17 protein-coding genes are annotated in these 15,507 nt (G+C 65.9%); 10 read left to right on the top strand and 7 right to left on the bottom strand.

Annotated features, from left to right (window positions below):
• Positions 1-28 precede the first annotated feature (28 nt).
• Together ACRCUN_RS20610 and metH are read left to right on the top strand one after the other, a co-directional pair.
• Positions 29-151, top strand: coding sequence for a hypothetical protein (locus ACRCUN_RS20610; RefSeq protein ID WP_462143473.1), 123 nt, complete (start codon positions 29-31; stop codon positions 149-151).
• 223 nt (positions 152-374) lie between these two features.
• The gene (gene metH, locus ACRCUN_RS20605; protein WP_462143472.1) at positions 375-4,124 is read left to right on the top strand and encodes a methionine synthase; all 3,750 of its coding nucleotides are present in this window, start codon (positions 375-377) and stop codon (positions 4,122-4,124) included.
• 15 nt (positions 4,125-4,139) lie between these two features.
• On the opposite strand, the gene ACRCUN_RS20600 is transcribed toward metH, so the two are convergent.
• A complete protein-coding gene (locus ACRCUN_RS20600; RefSeq protein WP_462143471.1) occupies positions 4,140-4,934 on the bottom strand; it encodes an NmrA family NAD(P)-binding protein in 795 nt (264 codons plus the stop codon).
• A 77-nt stretch (positions 4,935-5,011) separates the two neighbouring features.
• Between ACRCUN_RS20600 and ACRCUN_RS20595 the strand changes: the two genes are divergently transcribed.
• From ACRCUN_RS20595 to ACRCUN_RS20570, 6 genes are all read left to right on the top strand, one after another.
• The gene (locus tag ACRCUN_RS20595) at positions 5,012-5,695 is read left to right on the top strand and encodes an HAD family hydrolase (protein ID WP_462143470.1); all 684 of its coding nucleotides are present in this window, start codon (positions 5,012-5,014) and stop codon (positions 5,693-5,695) included.
• Between the two features lie 56 nt (positions 5,696-5,751).
• The gene (locus ACRCUN_RS20590) at positions 5,752-7,353 is read left to right on the top strand and encodes a sugar porter family MFS transporter (protein WP_462143469.1); all 1,602 of its coding nucleotides are present in this window, start codon (positions 5,752-5,754) and stop codon (positions 7,351-7,353) included.
• A gap of 41 nt (positions 7,354-7,394) precedes the next feature.
• On the top strand, positions 7,395-7,676 hold the full coding sequence (locus tag ACRCUN_RS20585; protein WP_067858838.1) for a phosphoribosyl-ATP diphosphatase: 282 nt from the start codon (positions 7,395-7,397) through the stop codon (positions 7,674-7,676).
• 14 nt (positions 7,677-7,690) lie between these two features.
• Positions 7,691-8,545, top strand: coding sequence for an ATP phosphoribosyltransferase (gene hisG, locus ACRCUN_RS20580; RefSeq protein ID WP_462143513.1), 855 nt, complete (start codon positions 7,691-7,693; stop codon positions 8,543-8,545).
• A gap of 65 nt (positions 8,546-8,610) precedes the next feature.
• A complete protein-coding gene (locus ACRCUN_RS20575; protein ID WP_462143468.1) occupies positions 8,611-9,093 on the top strand; it encodes a DUF4126 domain-containing protein in 483 nt (160 codons plus the stop codon).
• A gap of 3 nt (positions 9,094-9,096) precedes the next feature.
• Entirely contained in the window at positions 9,097-10,473 is a 1,377-nt protein-coding gene (locus tag ACRCUN_RS20570) for an FAD-containing oxidoreductase (protein ID WP_462143467.1), read from the top strand.
• Here ACRCUN_RS20570 and ACRCUN_RS20565 read toward each other — a convergent pair.
• Genes ACRCUN_RS20565 through ACRCUN_RS20555 form a run of 3 tightly spaced genes read right to left on the bottom strand, consistent with a single transcriptional unit; the run spans position 10,424 to position 11,894 of the window.
• Positions 10,424-11,071, bottom strand: coding sequence for a flavodoxin family protein (locus ACRCUN_RS20565; protein ID WP_462143466.1), 648 nt, complete (start codon positions 11,069-11,071; stop codon positions 10,424-10,426). The two genes, ACRCUN_RS20570 and ACRCUN_RS20565, sit on opposite strands and share 50 nt — an antisense overlap.
• Positions 11,072-11,073: 2 nt before the next feature.
• Entirely contained in the window at positions 11,074-11,580 is a 507-nt protein-coding gene (locus ACRCUN_RS20560; protein ID WP_462143465.1) for an SRPBCC family protein, read from the bottom strand.
• On the bottom strand, positions 11,577-11,894 hold the full coding sequence (locus ACRCUN_RS20555) for an ArsR/SmtB family transcription factor (RefSeq protein ID WP_085149565.1): 318 nt from the start codon (positions 11,892-11,894) through the stop codon (positions 11,577-11,579). Before ACRCUN_RS20555 ends, ACRCUN_RS20560 begins: the two co-directional genes overlap by 4 nt.
• Before the next feature lie 87 nt (positions 11,895-11,981).
• Here ACRCUN_RS20555 and ACRCUN_RS20550 point away from each other — a divergent pair, with 87 nt between their 5' ends.
• Complete coding sequence (locus ACRCUN_RS20550; RefSeq protein ID WP_462143464.1) at positions 11,982-12,488, top strand: DUF2243 domain-containing protein; 507 nt, start codon at positions 11,982-11,984, stop codon at positions 12,486-12,488.
• Here ACRCUN_RS20550 and ACRCUN_RS20545 read toward each other — a convergent pair.
• Genes ACRCUN_RS20545 through ACRCUN_RS20535 form a run of 3 tightly spaced genes read right to left on the bottom strand, consistent with a single transcriptional unit; the run spans position 12,458 to position 14,582 of the window.
• Positions 12,458-12,964, bottom strand: a complete 507-nt coding sequence (locus ACRCUN_RS20545) for a DinB family protein (protein WP_462143463.1) — start codon at positions 12,962-12,964, stop codon at positions 12,458-12,460. The two genes, ACRCUN_RS20550 and ACRCUN_RS20545, sit on opposite strands and share 31 nt — an antisense overlap.
• Complete coding sequence (locus ACRCUN_RS20540; protein ID WP_462143462.1) at positions 12,961-13,758, bottom strand: thioesterase family protein; 798 nt, start codon at positions 13,756-13,758, stop codon at positions 12,961-12,963. Before ACRCUN_RS20540 ends, ACRCUN_RS20545 begins: the two co-directional genes overlap by 4 nt.
• Complete coding sequence (locus tag ACRCUN_RS20535; protein ID WP_462143461.1) at positions 13,755-14,582, bottom strand: RecB family exonuclease; 828 nt, start codon at positions 14,580-14,582, stop codon at positions 13,755-13,757. Before ACRCUN_RS20535 ends, ACRCUN_RS20540 begins: the two co-directional genes overlap by 4 nt.
• A gap of 85 nt (positions 14,583-14,667) precedes the next feature.
• Between ACRCUN_RS20535 and ACRCUN_RS20530 the strand changes: the two genes are divergently transcribed.
• Positions 14,668-15,507 (top strand): tRNA (adenine-N1)-methyltransferase, encoded by an 840-nt coding sequence (locus ACRCUN_RS20530; protein WP_462143460.1) that lies wholly within the window; start codon positions 14,668-14,670, stop codon positions 15,505-15,507.

Below are 15,507 nucleotides of genomic sequence, written 5' to 3'. Positions count from 1 at the left end.
ACTTGCATAGACGGACTACCCTGTTCATGTGACTGCTGCTGACGATCGCGCCAGGGCTACCCAGCCGCAGTCAGCCGGCCTCGCGCTCGACGATTTCCCCATCGTCGAGGGCTGCTACGACATGAAATTCGTTCGGCTGCAATCTGGTTAGTCTTGGAAACCGCGACATTGTCGACAAGACCCGCGACCCGCCGTTCATGGACACGCATCGCCGAGCGGGCCGGGTCGATCGCAGCGACGGGTTGGGCGTCCAGACGTCGATCGGGTGACGACGTAGACTTTTCTGGTCGAGAGGCGTTGCAACGGATTCCGGTTCCCGGTATCCGCCACGCTCGACAGAGTCAAGGACGCCTTCCGCTACGGAAGGAGTGCACGTGACCGCTGTTGAGTCGAACTTTGAGCCCAACATCCGCCCCGACTGCAGCGACGAACTGACGGCCGCCATGCGGCAACGGATCGTGGTGATCGACGGCGCGATGGGCACGGCGATCCAGCGCGACCGCCCGGACGAGGCGGGTTACCGCGGCGAGCGATTCAAAGACTGGCCGAGCGACCTCGTCGGCAACAACGACCTGCTCAACCTGACGCAGCCCCACATCATCGCGGGGATCCACCGCGAGTACCTCGAGGCGGGCGCCGACATCCTCGAGACCAACACGTTCAACGCGAACGCGGTTTCGCTCTCCGACTACGGCATGCAAGAACTGAGCTACGAGCTGAACTACGCAGGCGCCGCTCTGGCGCGGGCGGCCTGCGACGAGTTCAGCACGACGGACAAGCCCCGTTACGTCGCAGGTGCACTGGGTCCGACGACGCGTACCGCGTCGATCTCGCCCGACGTCAACGATCCCGGAGCCCGCAACGTCACCTACGACCAGCTGGTCGCCGCCTACCTCGACGCCGCCAACGGCCTCGTCGACGGTGGGGCCGACCTCATCATCGTCGAGACGATCTTCGACACCCTGAACGCCAAGGCCGCGGTGTTCGCCGTCGAGACGCTGTTCGAGAACCGCGGACGCCGCTGGCCGGTGATCATCTCGGGCACCATCACCGATGCGTCGGGACGGACGTTGTCCGGTCAGGTCACCGAAGCGTTCTGGAACTCGATCAGGCATGCCAAACCGCTCGCGGTGGGACTCAACTGCGCACTGGGCGCACCGGAGATGAGGCCCTACATCGCCGAGATGTCGCGCATCGCCGACACGTTCGTCTCCTGCTATCCGAATGCCGGCCTGCCCAATGCGTTCGGCGAGTACGACGAGTCCCCGAAACGCCAGGCCGGTTATGTCGCCGAGTTCGCCGACGCGGGTTTCGTCAACATGGTCGGTGGATGCTGCGGAACCACACCGGCGCACATCGCCGAGATCGCCAAGGTGGTCGAGGGCAAGCCGCCGCGGGCGGTGCCGGATATCCCGGTGGCCACGCGGCTCGCCGGCCTGGAGCCGCTCAACATCACCGACGACTCCCTGTTCGTGAATATCGGTGAGCGTACCAACATCACCGGCTCCGCCCGGTTCCGCAACCTGATCAAGGCCGAGGACTACGACACCGCACTGTCGGTTGCCCTGCAGCAGGTCGAGGTCGGTGCGCAGGTCATCGACATTAACATGGACGAGGGCATGATCGACGGCGTCGCCGCGATGGACCGGTTCACCAAACTGATCGCGGCCGAGCCCGACATCAGTCGCGTCCCGGTGATGATCGACTCCTCCAAGTGGGAGGTCATCGAGGCGGGCTTGAAAAACGTGCAGGGCAAGCCGATCGTCAACTCGATCTCCCTCAAGGAGGGCGAGGAGAAGTTCATCCGCGAGGCGCGGCTGTGCCGTAAGTACGGCGCGGCCGTCGTGGTGATGGCCTTCGACGAGCAGGGCCAGGCCGACAACCTGGAGCGCCGCGAGCAGATCTGCGGGCGCGCCTACCGGATCCTGACCGAAGAGGTGGGCTTCCCGCGCGAGGACATCATCTTCGACCCCAACTGCTTCGCGCTGGCGACCGGTATCGAGGAGCACGCCACCTACGGGATCGACTTCATCAACGCGTGCGCGTGGATCAAGGAGAACCTTCCCGGGGTGCACATCTCCGGCGGTATCTCCAATGTCTCGTTCTCGTTCCGGGGCAACAACCCCGTGCGCGAGGCGATCCATTCGGTGTTCCTGTTCCATGCCATCAAGGCCGGCCTGGACATGGGCATCGTCAACGCCGGTGCGCTGGTGCCCTACGACTCGATCGACCCCGAGCTGCGGGACCGCATCGAGGACGTCGTCCTGAACCGGCGCGAGGATGCGGCCGAACGGCTCCTGGAGATCGCCGAGAGGTTCAACACCAAAGACTCGGGCGAGGGCGACGATCGAGGCGCCGAGTGGCGCAGCCTGCCCGTCCGCGAGCGCATCACGCATGCCCTGGTGAAGGGCATCGACGCGCACGTCGACGACGACACCGAGGAGTTGCGGGCCGAGATCGCCGCCGCCGGTGGTCGCCCGATCGAGGTGATCGAGGGCCCGCTGATGGACGGCATGAACGTCGTCGGTGACCTTTTCGGCTCGGGCAAGATGTTCCTGCCTCAGGTCGTGAAGTCGGCCCGGGTGATGAAGAAGGCCGTCGCCTACCTGCTGCCGTTCATCGAAGCGGAGAAGGAGGAGGCGGGCACGTCTTCTGCCAAGGACACCAACGGCACGATCATCATGGCGACCGTGAAGGGCGACGTCCACGACATCGGCAAGAACATCGTCGGGGTTGTGTTGCAGTGCAACAACTTCGAAGTGATCGACCTCGGTGTGATGGTGCCCGCCCAGAAAATCCTGGACGCGGCCAAGGAGCACGACGCCGACATCATCGGGCTGTCCGGCCTGATCACCCCGTCCCTGGACGAGATGGTCAACTTCGCTGTCGAGATGGAACGCCAGGGCCTGGAGATTCCACTGCTGATCGGTGGCGCGACCACCTCGCGGGCCCACACGGCCGTCAAGGTGGCGCCGCGTCGTAGTGGTCCGGTGGTCTGGGTCAAGGATGCGTCCCGCTCGGTGCCGGTCGCGGCGGCCCTGCTGGACGACAGGCAGCGGCCTGCGCTACTGGAGGCCACCGAAAAGGACTACGCATCGCTGCGCGAACGGCACGCTCAGAAGAACGAGCGGCCGATGGTGACGCTCGAGAAGGCCCGCGCCAACCGGACGCCGATCGAGTGGGACGGCTACACGCCGCCGGTGCCGGCCCAGGGCCTCGGCGTGCGTGAGTTCACCAACTACGACATCACCGAGTTGCGCGAGTACATCGACTGGCAGCCGTTCTTCAATGCCTGGGAGATGAAGGGCAGATTCCCCGACATCCTCAACAACCCGGCCTCGGGCGAGGCTGCCCGCAAGCTATACGACGACGCCCAGGAAATGCTCGACACCCTGATCAAAGAGAAGTGGCTGACCGCCAACGGCGTGATCGGGTTCTTCCCGGCGAACGCGGTCGGTGACGACATCGAGGTGTACACCGACGAGACCCGCTCCGAGGTGCTGACCACGTTGCACAACCTGCGCCAGCAGGGCGAGCACCGCGATGGCATCCCGAATCGGTCGCTTGGCGATTTCGTCGCCCCGAAGGAAACGGGTCTCCGGGATTACGTCGGTGCGTTCGCGGTGACCGCGGGGCTCGGCAGCCAGGACAAGATCGCCGAGTTCAAGGCCGACCACGACGACTACAGCGCGATCCTGCTGGAGTCGCTCGCCGACCGGCTGGCCGAGGCGTTCGCCGAACGGATGCACCAGCGGGTCCGCGAGGAATTTTGGGGATATCAGCCGGACGAGCAGCTGGACAACGAGGCACTCATCGCCGAGAAGTACGTGGGCATCCGCCCGGCACCCGGCTACCCGGCCTGCCCCGAGCACACCGAGAAGGTGACACTGTTCCAGCTGATGGACGTCACTGACCGGACCGGCATCCAGCTGACCGAGTCGATGGCGATGTGGCCCGGTGCCGCCGTCAGCGGCTGGTACTTCTCGCACCCGCAGTCGCAGTACTTCGTGGTCGGCCGGCTGGCCCAGGACCAGGTCGCCGACTACGCGAAGCGCAAGGGTTGGACCCTGGCCGAAGCCGAGCGCTGGCTCGCCCCCAACCTCGGCTACAACCCGGAGGACTGAGCCACGCCGGTTGGCCTACCGGAACAACTCGGCGTTGGCTGCGGCCCACTGCCTGACCGACATCGCCGGGGTTCCGGTGAGCTCGGCGACGAGTTGGTTGGCGCGTTGCGGCTCGCCGTTCGACCTCATCAGGTCGTAGTACCAACTGGCGCCCGCACCCATGACGGGCTCCAGTGCGGCAACGGCCTCGTCGTGCCCGCACTCCTCGAACGTGACGGGGCGCCCGATGCCGACGCCGATCTGCGCGGCGATCTCGGCGCGCGGCAGCGCCTCCGGGCCGGTGAGCTCCAGCATCTGCCCGTGGTGTGCCGGTTCGACCAGTAGGGCAGCGGCGACGCGGGCGATGTCGTCCATGCTGATCGGCGCCTCCACCACCGACGGGTAGGGCTCGCGCACCGTGCCGGTCTGCTTGATCTGGTCGGCCCAGATCGTGAAGTTGTCGAGAAACTCGCCCGGCCCGAGTTGGGTGTGCGCGAGACCGGACGCGCGCACAGTGTCGGCATGGTCGGACCAGTGCGCGCCGCCCGACAGTGCCACCACGTAGCCGACCCCGGCCTGCTTGATGCGCTCGAGCGTCGCGTCCAGCGTCGGCGGATACGGAGCCAGATACATGCGTTCGACCCCGTCGAAGACCCCGTCCAATGACTCGAGGTCGCCGAGGTAGCCGGTGAGAACGCTCACACCGGCAGGCAGGTCAGCCTTGGTGGGGTTTTTGCTGAGTGCCCGGATGTCCTTGGCTCCCAATCCGATCAGATGGTCCACGATGCGTCTGCCGATGTTCCCCGTGGCGCCCGTCACAAGAATTGTCATGGGTTCCACGGTAAGTGAGCCGTCCGACAACTTTGCTGATGTGACTCGACCTTCGTCGTCATGACACAATCGAGTACATGCTTGCGGTGCTGTGGGACATGGACGGCACGCTGGTCGACTCCGAAAAGCTCTGGGACATCTCGATGCATGCGCTCTATGCGCGCATGGGTGCGGTCCTCACACCCGAGGTGCGCGAGTCCACCGTCGGCGGCTCTGCCGAGACTGTCATGCGGATCGTCTACGACGACATCGGCCTTGACCCCGATCCGGTCGCGATGGCCGAATCCGCCGATTGGCTGCATGACTACACCGGTGAGCTTTTCGAGCAGGGCCTGCCATGGCGGCCGGGTGCGCAAGAGATGCTCGATGGCCTGGCCGCGGCAGGGATCCCGATGGCACTGGTGACGAACACCCGCCGGGAACTCGCCGAGCGTGCCCTCAATAGCATTGGCCGCCATTACTTTTCGGTCACCGTGTGCGGCGACGAGGTCGACAACGGCAAGCCCGCACCAGATCCGTACCTACGTGCCGCCGAACTTCTCGGTGTGTCGACAGCGCACTGCCTGGCGGTCGAGGATTCGGTGACCGGCACGGCATCGGCCGAGGCGGCCGGATGCCCGGTTCTCGTCGTGCCCAACGACGTCGAAGTGCCGCAAGGCCCGTACCGCCGGCATGTTTCATCGTTGACCCAACTCGACGTGGTCGAACTTCGAGCGGTGTACCACAGCCTGAATTCGCAAGCCGGAGAACGCACCGCCTGATCCGCCCGTGTGATTGAATGTGATCCTGATCACGCATTGATGCGGAGGGGCGTCACATGACTCACGGGCCGGTCGGTGATTCAGGAACAGGCCTCGATTACGAGGAATCCGAGCACAGTGGCAAGGTGGTCCGCATCGCCTCGGTGGCCGCGCTGGGCGGCCTGTTGTTCGGCTATGACAGCGCGGTGATCAACGGGGCGGTCGCGGCCTTGCAGGGCGAATTCGGCATCAACGACGTGACTCTGGGCTTCGCGGTGGCTTCGGCACTGTTGGGTGCGGCCGTGGGGGCGCTCACCGCGGGGCGCCTGGCCGACAAGATCGGCAGGCGCTCGGTCATGAAGCTCGCGGCGCTGCTGTTCTTTATCAGCGCGATCGGCACCGCCTTTGCCACACATATCTGGCTCGTCGTCATCTTCCGCATCGTCGGCGGTCTCGGCGTCGGAGTGGCATCGGTCATCGCGCCGACATACATTGCCGAAACCGCCCCGCCGCGTATCCGCGGTCGGCTCGGTTCCCTGCAGCAGCTGGCGATCGTGACGGGAATCTTCCTGTCCCTGTCGATCGATTATCTGCTCGCGCATCTGGCCGGCGGGTCCCGCGAAGAACTCTGGCTCGGGATGGGGGCGTGGCGGTGGATGTTCTTGGTGATGGCCGTGCCTGCCGTGGTCTACGGCGTGTTGGCCTACACCATCCCCGAGTCACCCCGGTATCTGGTGGCCCAGTTCCGGATCCCGGAGGCCCGCAAGGTCCTCACCATGCTTCTCGGTGAGAAGAACTTGGAGATCACGATCCACCGGATCGAAGACTCGCTGAAGTCGGAGAAGCCGCCATCCTGGCAGGACCTGCTCAAGCCACGGTTGCCGGGGACGTCCGCGGGCGCCTTCACCGCGTGGGTGCGGCGGTATCTGTGGTGGCTGATGTTGCTGTTCATCGTGCTGGCCGTGGTGGCGGTGTTCTTCGGATGGTGGTTGCTGGCAGTCGTGCTCGGCGCACTCGCGGTCGCGGTGGCGGTCACGGGTGGGCTCTACGGCATCGTCTGGGTCGGGCTGGGGCTGTCGATCTTTCAGCAGTTCGTCGGCATCAACGTGATCTTCTACTACTCGAATGTGCTGTGGGAGGCCGTCGGATTCGACGAGAGCCAGGCCTTCACCATCACGGTGATCACGTCGGTGACCAACATCGTCACCACGCTCATCGCGATCGCACTGATCGACAAGATCGGTCGCAAACCCCTGCTGCTGATCGGGTCCACCGGAATGGCCGTCACGTTGGGCACCATGGCCGTGATCTTCGGAACCGCCCCACAGGTCGACGGCCAGCCTCAGTTGAGCGGCGCGACCGGGCCCATCGCGCTGGTCGCGGCCAACTTGTTCGTGGTGGCCTTCGGTATGTCGTGGGGCCCGGTCGTGTGGGTGCTGCTGGGCGAGATGTTCCCCAACCGCATCCGGGCTGCGGCGCTCGGCCTGGCCGCGGCAGGCCAGTGGGTGGCGAACTGGCTCATCACCGTGTCTTTCCCGGAGCTGCGCAACGTGCTGGGCGTGGCGTACGGCTTCTACGCGCTGTGTGCGGTGCTGTCGTTCATCTTCGTCTGGCGCTGGGTCGAGGAAACCAAGGGCAAGCACCTTGAGGACATGCACGCCGAGGCGCTGCGCACCTAACTGATCGGTCGCCCCACCCCGCACAATGAGCGGCGGCACGCATGAAACAATTCATGCCTGTGAAGACCTTCGACGCCCTGTTCGCCGAGCTCAGCGACAAAGCGCAGACCAGGCCCGCCGGCAGCGGCACGGTCGCCGCGCTTGATGCCGGCGTCCACGGGCTCGGCAAGAAGATCCTTGAGGAAGCCGGCGAAGTGTGGCTGGCTGCCGAGCATGAGAGTGACGAGGCGCTGGCCGAGGAGGTCAGCCAGTTGCTGTACTGGACCCAGGTGCTGATGATCTCGCGCGGTCTGACCCTCGACGACGTCTACCGGAAGCTGTGAGCGTGGCTGACCAGATGTTGCGCGTCGCGGTACCCAACAAGGGCGCGCTCAGTGAATCGGCCGCCGAGATCCTCGCCGAGGCCGGCTACCGGCGCCGCCGCGATCCCAAAGACCTGACCGTCGTCGATCCGGCGAACAACGTCGAGTTCTTCTTTCTGCGGCCCAAGGACATCGCGATCTACGTCGGTTCCGGTCAGCTCGATCTGGGCATCACCGGGCGCGACCTCGCGGCCGATTCCGACGCGCCGGTGCGTGAGCGGCTCTCGCTCGGCTTCGGTTCTTCGACGTTCCGCTACGCCGCGCCTGCTGGGCGGGACTGGACCCCGCAGGATCTGGCCGGGAAGCGGATCGCGACGTCGTTTCCCAACCTGGTCCGAAAAGATCTGGCGGCACAGGGCATCGACGCCACCGTGATCCGCCTCGACGGTGCGGTGGAAATCTCCATTCAGCTCGGCGTCGCCGATGTCATCGCCGACGTGGTCGGTTCGGGACGCACGCTCGGCTTGCACAATCTCGTGGCGTTCGGCGCACCGCTGTGCGAATCGGAGGCAGTGCTGATCGAACGCGACGGGGCCGACGGCGACGCGGGCGCGGCCGCGCGCGATCAGCTGACCGCCCGTGTGCAGGGCGTGGTGTTCGGACAGCAGTACCTGATGCTGGATTACGACTGTCCGCGTGCGGTTTTGGAGCAGGCGACCGCGGTGACGCCGGGCCTCGAGTCGCCGACGATCGCGCCGCTCGCCGACCCGGACTGGGTGGCCGTTCGGGCGCTCGTGCCGCGCCGTGACGTCAACGCCATCATGGACGAGATCGCTGCGATCGGCGCGAAAGCGATACTGGCCTCCGATATCCGGTTCTGCCGCTTCTGATAGCCCGGCGCTGCGGCGTCGTGCGTGCTAGCGTCCGGGTGACATTCCCCGCCTCGGAGGTTGCCATGACGCACTTTCTGGTTCTGTTGCTGGCTCTGCTGATCGGTGTGGTGGCAGGGTTGCGCGCATTCTCCGCCCCGGCGGCGGTGGCATGGGCGGCGGCACTGAGCTGGATCAACCTCGACGGCACGTGGGTCGAATGGCTGGCACATCCCGTGACGGTCACGATTCTGACGATTCTTGCTGTGGGAGAACTGGTTACCGACCAGCTCCCGAACACGCCCAGCCGCAAGACCCCCATCCAGTTCGGGGCCCGCCTGATCACCGGTGGCTTCGCGGGTGCAGTCATCGGCACGGCGTGGGGCTACACCATCGGCGGTCTCGGTGCGGGGATCGTGGGTGCGGTACTGGGAACGCTCGGCGGATACGAGGCGCGTAAACGGTTGGTGGCGGCCAACGATGGACGTGATCTGCCGATCGCGCTCGTCGAAGACGCCGTTGCGGTGCTCGGCGGATTCGCCGTCGCCGCACTGACGGCGGTCGTCTAGCCGATGGCCCAGGCGCAGAAGTTCGACGCCATCGTCATCGGCGCCGGCCAGGCAGGACCGCCGCTGGCCGGGCGCCTGACCGCCGATGGCCAGACCGTGGCGGTCATCGAACGCAAACTCGTCGGCGGCACCTGTGTCAACTACGGGTGCATACCCACCAAGACTCTCGTGGCCAGTGCCCACGCCGCCCACCTCGCCCGCCGCGGCGCAGAATACGGTGTCGGCACGGGCGACATCTCCGTGGACATGACGAAAGTCAAGGCGCGCAAAGACAAAATCATGCTCGACGACCGGCACGGGGTCGAATCGTGGCTGGAGGGTATGGACGGCGCCACGCTGATTCGTGGTCATGCCCGGTTCGTCGACCCGCACACCATCGACGTCGACGGGCAGCTGCTGACCGCGGAGAAGATCTTTCTCAATGTCGGCGGCCGCGCGGTGGCGCCCGACTTCCCGGGTCTCGACGGTATCGACTATCTGACGAATGTCGGGATCCTGGAACTCGATTCGCTGCCCGAGCACCTCGTCATCATCGGCGGAAGCTACATCGCGCTGGAGTTCGCGCAGATGTACCGGCGCTTCGGCGCTCAGGTCACCGTGATCGAGAAGGGGCCGCGGCTGACCTCGCGCGAGGATGAGGACGTTTCGGCCACCATCAAAGAGATCCTGGAGGCCGAGGGCATCACGGTGGTGCTCGACGCGACGGGTATCCGGTTCGCGAAGCGCGACAACGGTTTTGAGGTTATCCCGGCCGACGGGGTGGATCCCATCGCAGGCACTCATCTGCTGGTCGCCGTCGGCCGGGTGCCCAACACCGACGATCTCGGACTCGAGAACGCCGGTGTCGAGACCGACAAGCGGGGCTACATCGTCGTCGACGACCAGCTGCGCACCAACGTCGAACACATCTGGGCCATGGGGGACTGCAACGGTAAGGGCGCGTTCACCCACACGTCCTACAACGACTTCGAAATCGTCGCGGCCAATCTGCTCGACGACGATCCACGCCGCGTGAGCGATCGCGTCACCACCTATGCCCTCTACATCGACCCGCCGTTGGGGCGGGCCGGGATGACCGTCGACCAGGTCCGCGCGTCGGGCCGAAAAGCGTTGGTGGGCAAGCGCTCGATGACGCGGGTCGGCCGTGCGGTCGAGAAGGGCGAGACCCAGGGGTTCATGAAGGTCGTGGTGGATGCCGAGACCGAGGAAATACTCGGCGCAGCCATCCTCGGGGTCGGCGGCGACGAGGTGATCCACGCGATACTCGACATCATGACCGCGAAGGAGCCCTACACCGCGATCTCACGCACCATGCACATCCACCCCACGGTCAGCGAGCTGCTGCCGACGATGCTGCAGGACCTGAAGCCGCTGAACTGAGCGTGCGGCCGATGTTGAGTTGGCGCGTCACCAGGGCGACCCGCCGGCCGAGGTGACGGCATGTCGCCACGTCGGACGGGTGCACCTGATCGGGGTTGGCGTCGACGTTCGTCTGCGCGCCGGCGCCGAGGAAGAAGCCCAGCCGGTTGAGGTCGTCCTCGCTGCTGGTCGAACTGTTCCAGCCCGGCCCCAAACCCAGGCTCACCCAATGCATGTGGTGTTGGGCGGCAAAGACCGCCAATGAGGTCAGCGTGTTGAGTTTGTCGCCACTCTTGCCGCCGGAGTTGGTGAACCCGGCCGCCACCTTGTCGCGCCAGGTGCCGTCGACGCAACGGCGGCCGGTCTTCTCGGTGAACGCTTGGAATCCGGCGGATACGTTGCCCATGTAGGTCGGACTCCCGAAGATCATGGCGTCCACGTTGTCCAGGACGTCCCAGTCGGCCTCGGTCATGGCGTCGACCGCGATGACGCTGACGGCCGCGCCGCCGTCATGTGCACCCGCGGCGACCGCTTGCGCGAGGGTCGCGGTGTGGCCGAAGCCGGAGTGGTACACGACCGCGACGGTAGGTGCTGCGATGTCAGCTCCGTTGTGTGACATGACTATTTCTCTCCTAGTGATTGTGCGACTTCCTGATACCGCTGTCCCCATTCCGGCAGGGGTTCACCGGCGAGATGGGCTTCCATTCGATCGAGGAACGCGTGTGTGCCGGGGAAGAAACCTTGTCCGTCCCGGACCGTCAGGCCACGATGGCTGAACCGCAACAGGGTGCCGTCGCCGTCGGGCGTGAGCTCGTAACGCACCACGCCGCAACCGGTGTCGGTGAGGATCGGCTGGCTCCACTCGTGCTCGAACACGTTCGGCGGGTCCCACACCCGGATCCGTCCGGTCATCTTCTTGACCTGGGGTGGTACCGGTGGGCCGTCGGCGACGGTCTCGATGGTGCCGCCTTCGCGCGCATCGATTGTCGTCTCGCCCATCCACTGCTTGCGCTCTGCCGGATCGGTGATGGCCGACCACACCGCGTCGACCGGGAAGGGGAGCCGGCGTTCGAATGTGAGCACCGCCAGATCGCCCTCGATCGTGAGTTTTCCTTCGCGGCCGATCATTTCGTCTCCTTGTGGGTCTTCGTGAGGTGGCGTTCCAGGGCGTCGAGATGATTGGTCCAGTAGCGGCGGTAGCGTTCGATCCATTCGTCGATCTGCACCAGGCCGTCGGCACGCAGCGCGTAGATGCGCCGCTGGGCGTCGGGTCTCATCTCGACCAGGCCGACTTCCCGCAGCACCTTGAGATGGCGGGACACGGTCGGCTGTGTCAGTTCGGGAAGCGTCGCGACCAACTCACCGGCGGTGCGCTCACCGTCGATGAGCGCATCCAGCAACGCGCGCCGGTTCGGCTCGGCTACCGCCTCGAAGACGTCCATGTATCGAGTATTGCATTGTGTCTATATAGATGCAAGAGAATATATGGCGTTCTGTTTCACTTGCCCCGCGGCGGGTACGCCCTCGCGATGACGAGTGCCGCCGCCAAACCCAGTGTTGTACCGGGCCTGCTGTTGGGCCTTGGACTCGGTGGCTTCGTCGACGGCATTGTCCTGCATGAGATTCTGCAGTGGCACCACATGATCAGCGACGTGGACGCGTATCCACCCGACACTCTTGCGGGTTTGGAGATCAATGTCGTCGCCGATGGGTTCTTCCACGTGGCGACCTGGCTGCTCGTCACGGCAGGCGCGACGATGACCGTCGTGTCCTGGCGACAGGGCCGCCTCGCGCCCAACTGGTCGTTTCACATCGGGCTGCTGTTGCTCGGGTGGGGGATTTTCAACGTGGTCGAGGGTTTGATCGATCACCAGTTGCTTCAGGTGCACCACGTGCGTGATGACCTCGGCGGCCCGTTGTCCTGGGACCTCGGCTTCCTGGTGTTCGGCGCGCTCTTGGTGGTGATCGGTTGGTTGCTGTATCGACGGGGCGCCCGAGAGCTCGGTCAGCTCACCGCATGCAGCATGCGCAGCTGACCGATCTCGGCCGCGTTCTTCGTGAGCTCGACATGCAGCCACAGGACGGTGTCGGCGATGGTCCGATCGGAGTCCTCACCCCACGGAAAGTCGGCCGCGGCAGCGAGATCGGTGGCCGTCATCGAATCCAACAGATCACGCCACTGGGTGGCCAACGCCCGGATGCGTTCGACCGAAGCCGTGGGGCCGGGCCAGTCGATCTCGGTGCGTTGCGGTGGCACCCGGTCGGTGAGGTGGGCGAGTGCCGTCGACCACCAGAAGATCATGTGCCACGTGAGCCAGCCGATGGTGGGTACCGGGATCGGGTCCGGCTCGGTGTCGGCCCAGTCTGGATACCAGCGCCCCGTCTCGTCCTGGTGCACGGTCCACACCAGAGACGCTGGGGCCCAGAGGAAGTCGTCGGCTGTCAGCGCGGCGAGGTGCAGATCGGTGAGCGCCCAGGCGAGCTCGAACTGGCGGCGGAGCTCGTCGATCACGGTGCCCGCATCACCAGCAGGGTTTGCGCCGAAGTGCCGATGAATCCCTTGCGGTCGAAGATCTCGGCCGTCGTGACGCCGATGCCGTCCGGGCCGATCGACCCACGCGCCCGCAACGCGAAGTCCGATCCCTCCGGCAGCCGGTGCAAATGCACCGAGGTGTCGGTGTTCATGAACACGAACCGTTGCGGATCCAGCGCTGCGCCAACGCCGTTGGCGGAGTCCACGACGAGTGCGAGCCGCTGGATGGCCGTCGTCTCCTCGTCGTCGACCACCGGCGTCAGCGGACTCATCCACACCTCGGCAGCTTCGCCTTCTGCGGTGCGCTGGCGGCGCCACGACACGGTGTCTAGGTAGCCGGGTGCGCCTTCCCAGTTGTGGGCGACCTCGGCGGCCGCACCCTCGACGAGCGGCGGGTGGCGGTCGGTGGCCACGTCACTGGTGTCGCTGGTCGCCAGCAACCATGCCGTCACCTTCGCCACGGCACGCCACGTGCCGTCGGGCCGGGCGGCGGCCATCTCGGTGACCGCCATCGAGATCCGCGCGCCGGGCCGGTCGACCCAGGCCCGAACGCGCACCGGCGCAACCGGAATCGCGCCGAGGATGTCCAGCGTCAGCCGCCCGATTCGCAAACCGGATGGGGCCATGAGCTCTTCGATCGCCTTGGTCAGCAGCGCCAGCGGCGGTGAGCCGTGCTGAATCGCCGGATCCCAGTTGCTCCGGGTGTCGGCGGTGGACTCGAACAACTGGAACTCACCGTCGGACCCGGTCCGACGGTAGTGGCACCCGATCATGCAGCGAATTCCTGCGGCCATCCCGGGTACGGCGGCGGTGTTCCGCCGAACGCCGGGCACAACGTCTGATGCGCGCACCACGAGCACAGCCGCGACGGATTGGGCCGGAAATCCCCGGTCGCCCCGGCGGCCTGGATGGCTCGCCACATCGCCATCAGGGTGCGTTCGAAACGCACGAGTTCGTCATGGTCGGGGGCGTAGTCGAGCACCTGGCCGTCGGCCAGATACACGAGCCGCAACCGGGCAGGCATCACGCCACGGGACCGCAACAACGCGACGGCATAGAACTTCATCTGGAACATCGCCTTGAACTCGGCGAGGGTCCTGGCCTCGGGCGGCGCTTTGCCGGTCTTGTAGTCGACGACGCGCAATTCACCGGTCGGGGCGAGATCGATGCGGTCGACGAATCCCCGCAGCAGCGTGCCGTCGGACAGTTCGACCTCTATCCGTTGCTCACAACATTCGGGATCGAAGCGGGTCGGATCCTCAAGCTGGTAGTAACCCGACAGCAGGGCCCGAGCCTCGTCGAGGAGGACAGCGGGTTGTTCGATGTCGGCCAATTCGGGCTCGGCGGCGACCACCTGGTCCCAGGCCGGCCCGACGAGCGCCATCGCGGTCTCGTGCCCGCGTTCGGCCGCGGGCAGCCCGTAGAGCTGCTCCAGGGCGGCATGGACGAGCGATCCGCGAAGCTGCGCCGTCGAGCGCGGCTCGGGCAGACGGTCGATCGCGCGGAACCGGTACAGCAGCGGGCACTGCTTGAAATCGCTGGCCCGCGACGGCGACAACGCTGGACGACGCACCACTGCGGCCGGCTCGTCACTCATACTCAGCAGCCTATGACCGGCCGGTGACAAATTTGCGGAACCCCGCGCACTCGGCCCGTCGGGGCAACTGGCAGGCTGGACCACTGTGCCAAGAACAGGACCTTTCGCTGTCGGTGACCGCGTGCAGCTCACCGACGCGAAGGGCAGGCACTACACGATGGTGCTCAACCCGGGCGGCGAGTTCCACACACACCGCGGCATCATCCCGTTCGACGACGTGATCGGGCTGCCGGAAGGCAGCGTCGTCAAATCCACGAGCGGCGACCAGTTCCTGGTGCTGCGCCCGCTGCTGGTCGACTACGTGATGTCGATGCCGCGCGGCGCGCAGGTCATCTATCCGAAGGATGCCGCGCAGATCGTGCACGAAGGCGACATCTTCCCTGGCGCGCGTGTGCTCGAGGCGGGCGCGGGTTCCGGCGCGCTGACCTGTTCGCTGCTGCGCGCCGTCGGACCCGAAGGCCGGGTGACGTCGTACGAGATTCGCGACGATCATGCGGTGCACGCCGAGCGGAATGTCACGACCTTCTTCGGTGAGCGCCCGCAGAACTGGGATCTCGTGATCGGTGATCTCAGTGACTACTCGGGGCCGGAGATGGACCGCGTCGTCCTCGACATGCTCGCGCCGTGGGAGGTGCTGCCCGCGGTCTCGCGTGCGCTTGTGGCCGGCGGGGTGCTGATGGTTTACGTCGCGACCGTCACGCAGCTGTCGCGGGTCGTGGAGGCGCTGCGCGAGCAGCAGTGCTGGACCGAGCCGCGTGCGTGGGAGAGCATGCAGCGGGGCTGGCACGTGGTCGGGCTTGCGGTGCGGCCGCAACACACGATGCGTGGGCATACGGCCTTTCTGGTCAGCGTGCGCAAATTGGCGCCAGGCGCGGTGGCGCCCATGCCGCTGCGGCGCAAACGGCAACTCGGCGGCGGTATCTAG

The organism is Mycobacterium venezuelense, from assembly GCF_054919535.1.
This window is presented reverse-complemented; position numbering and strand designations above follow the sequence as displayed.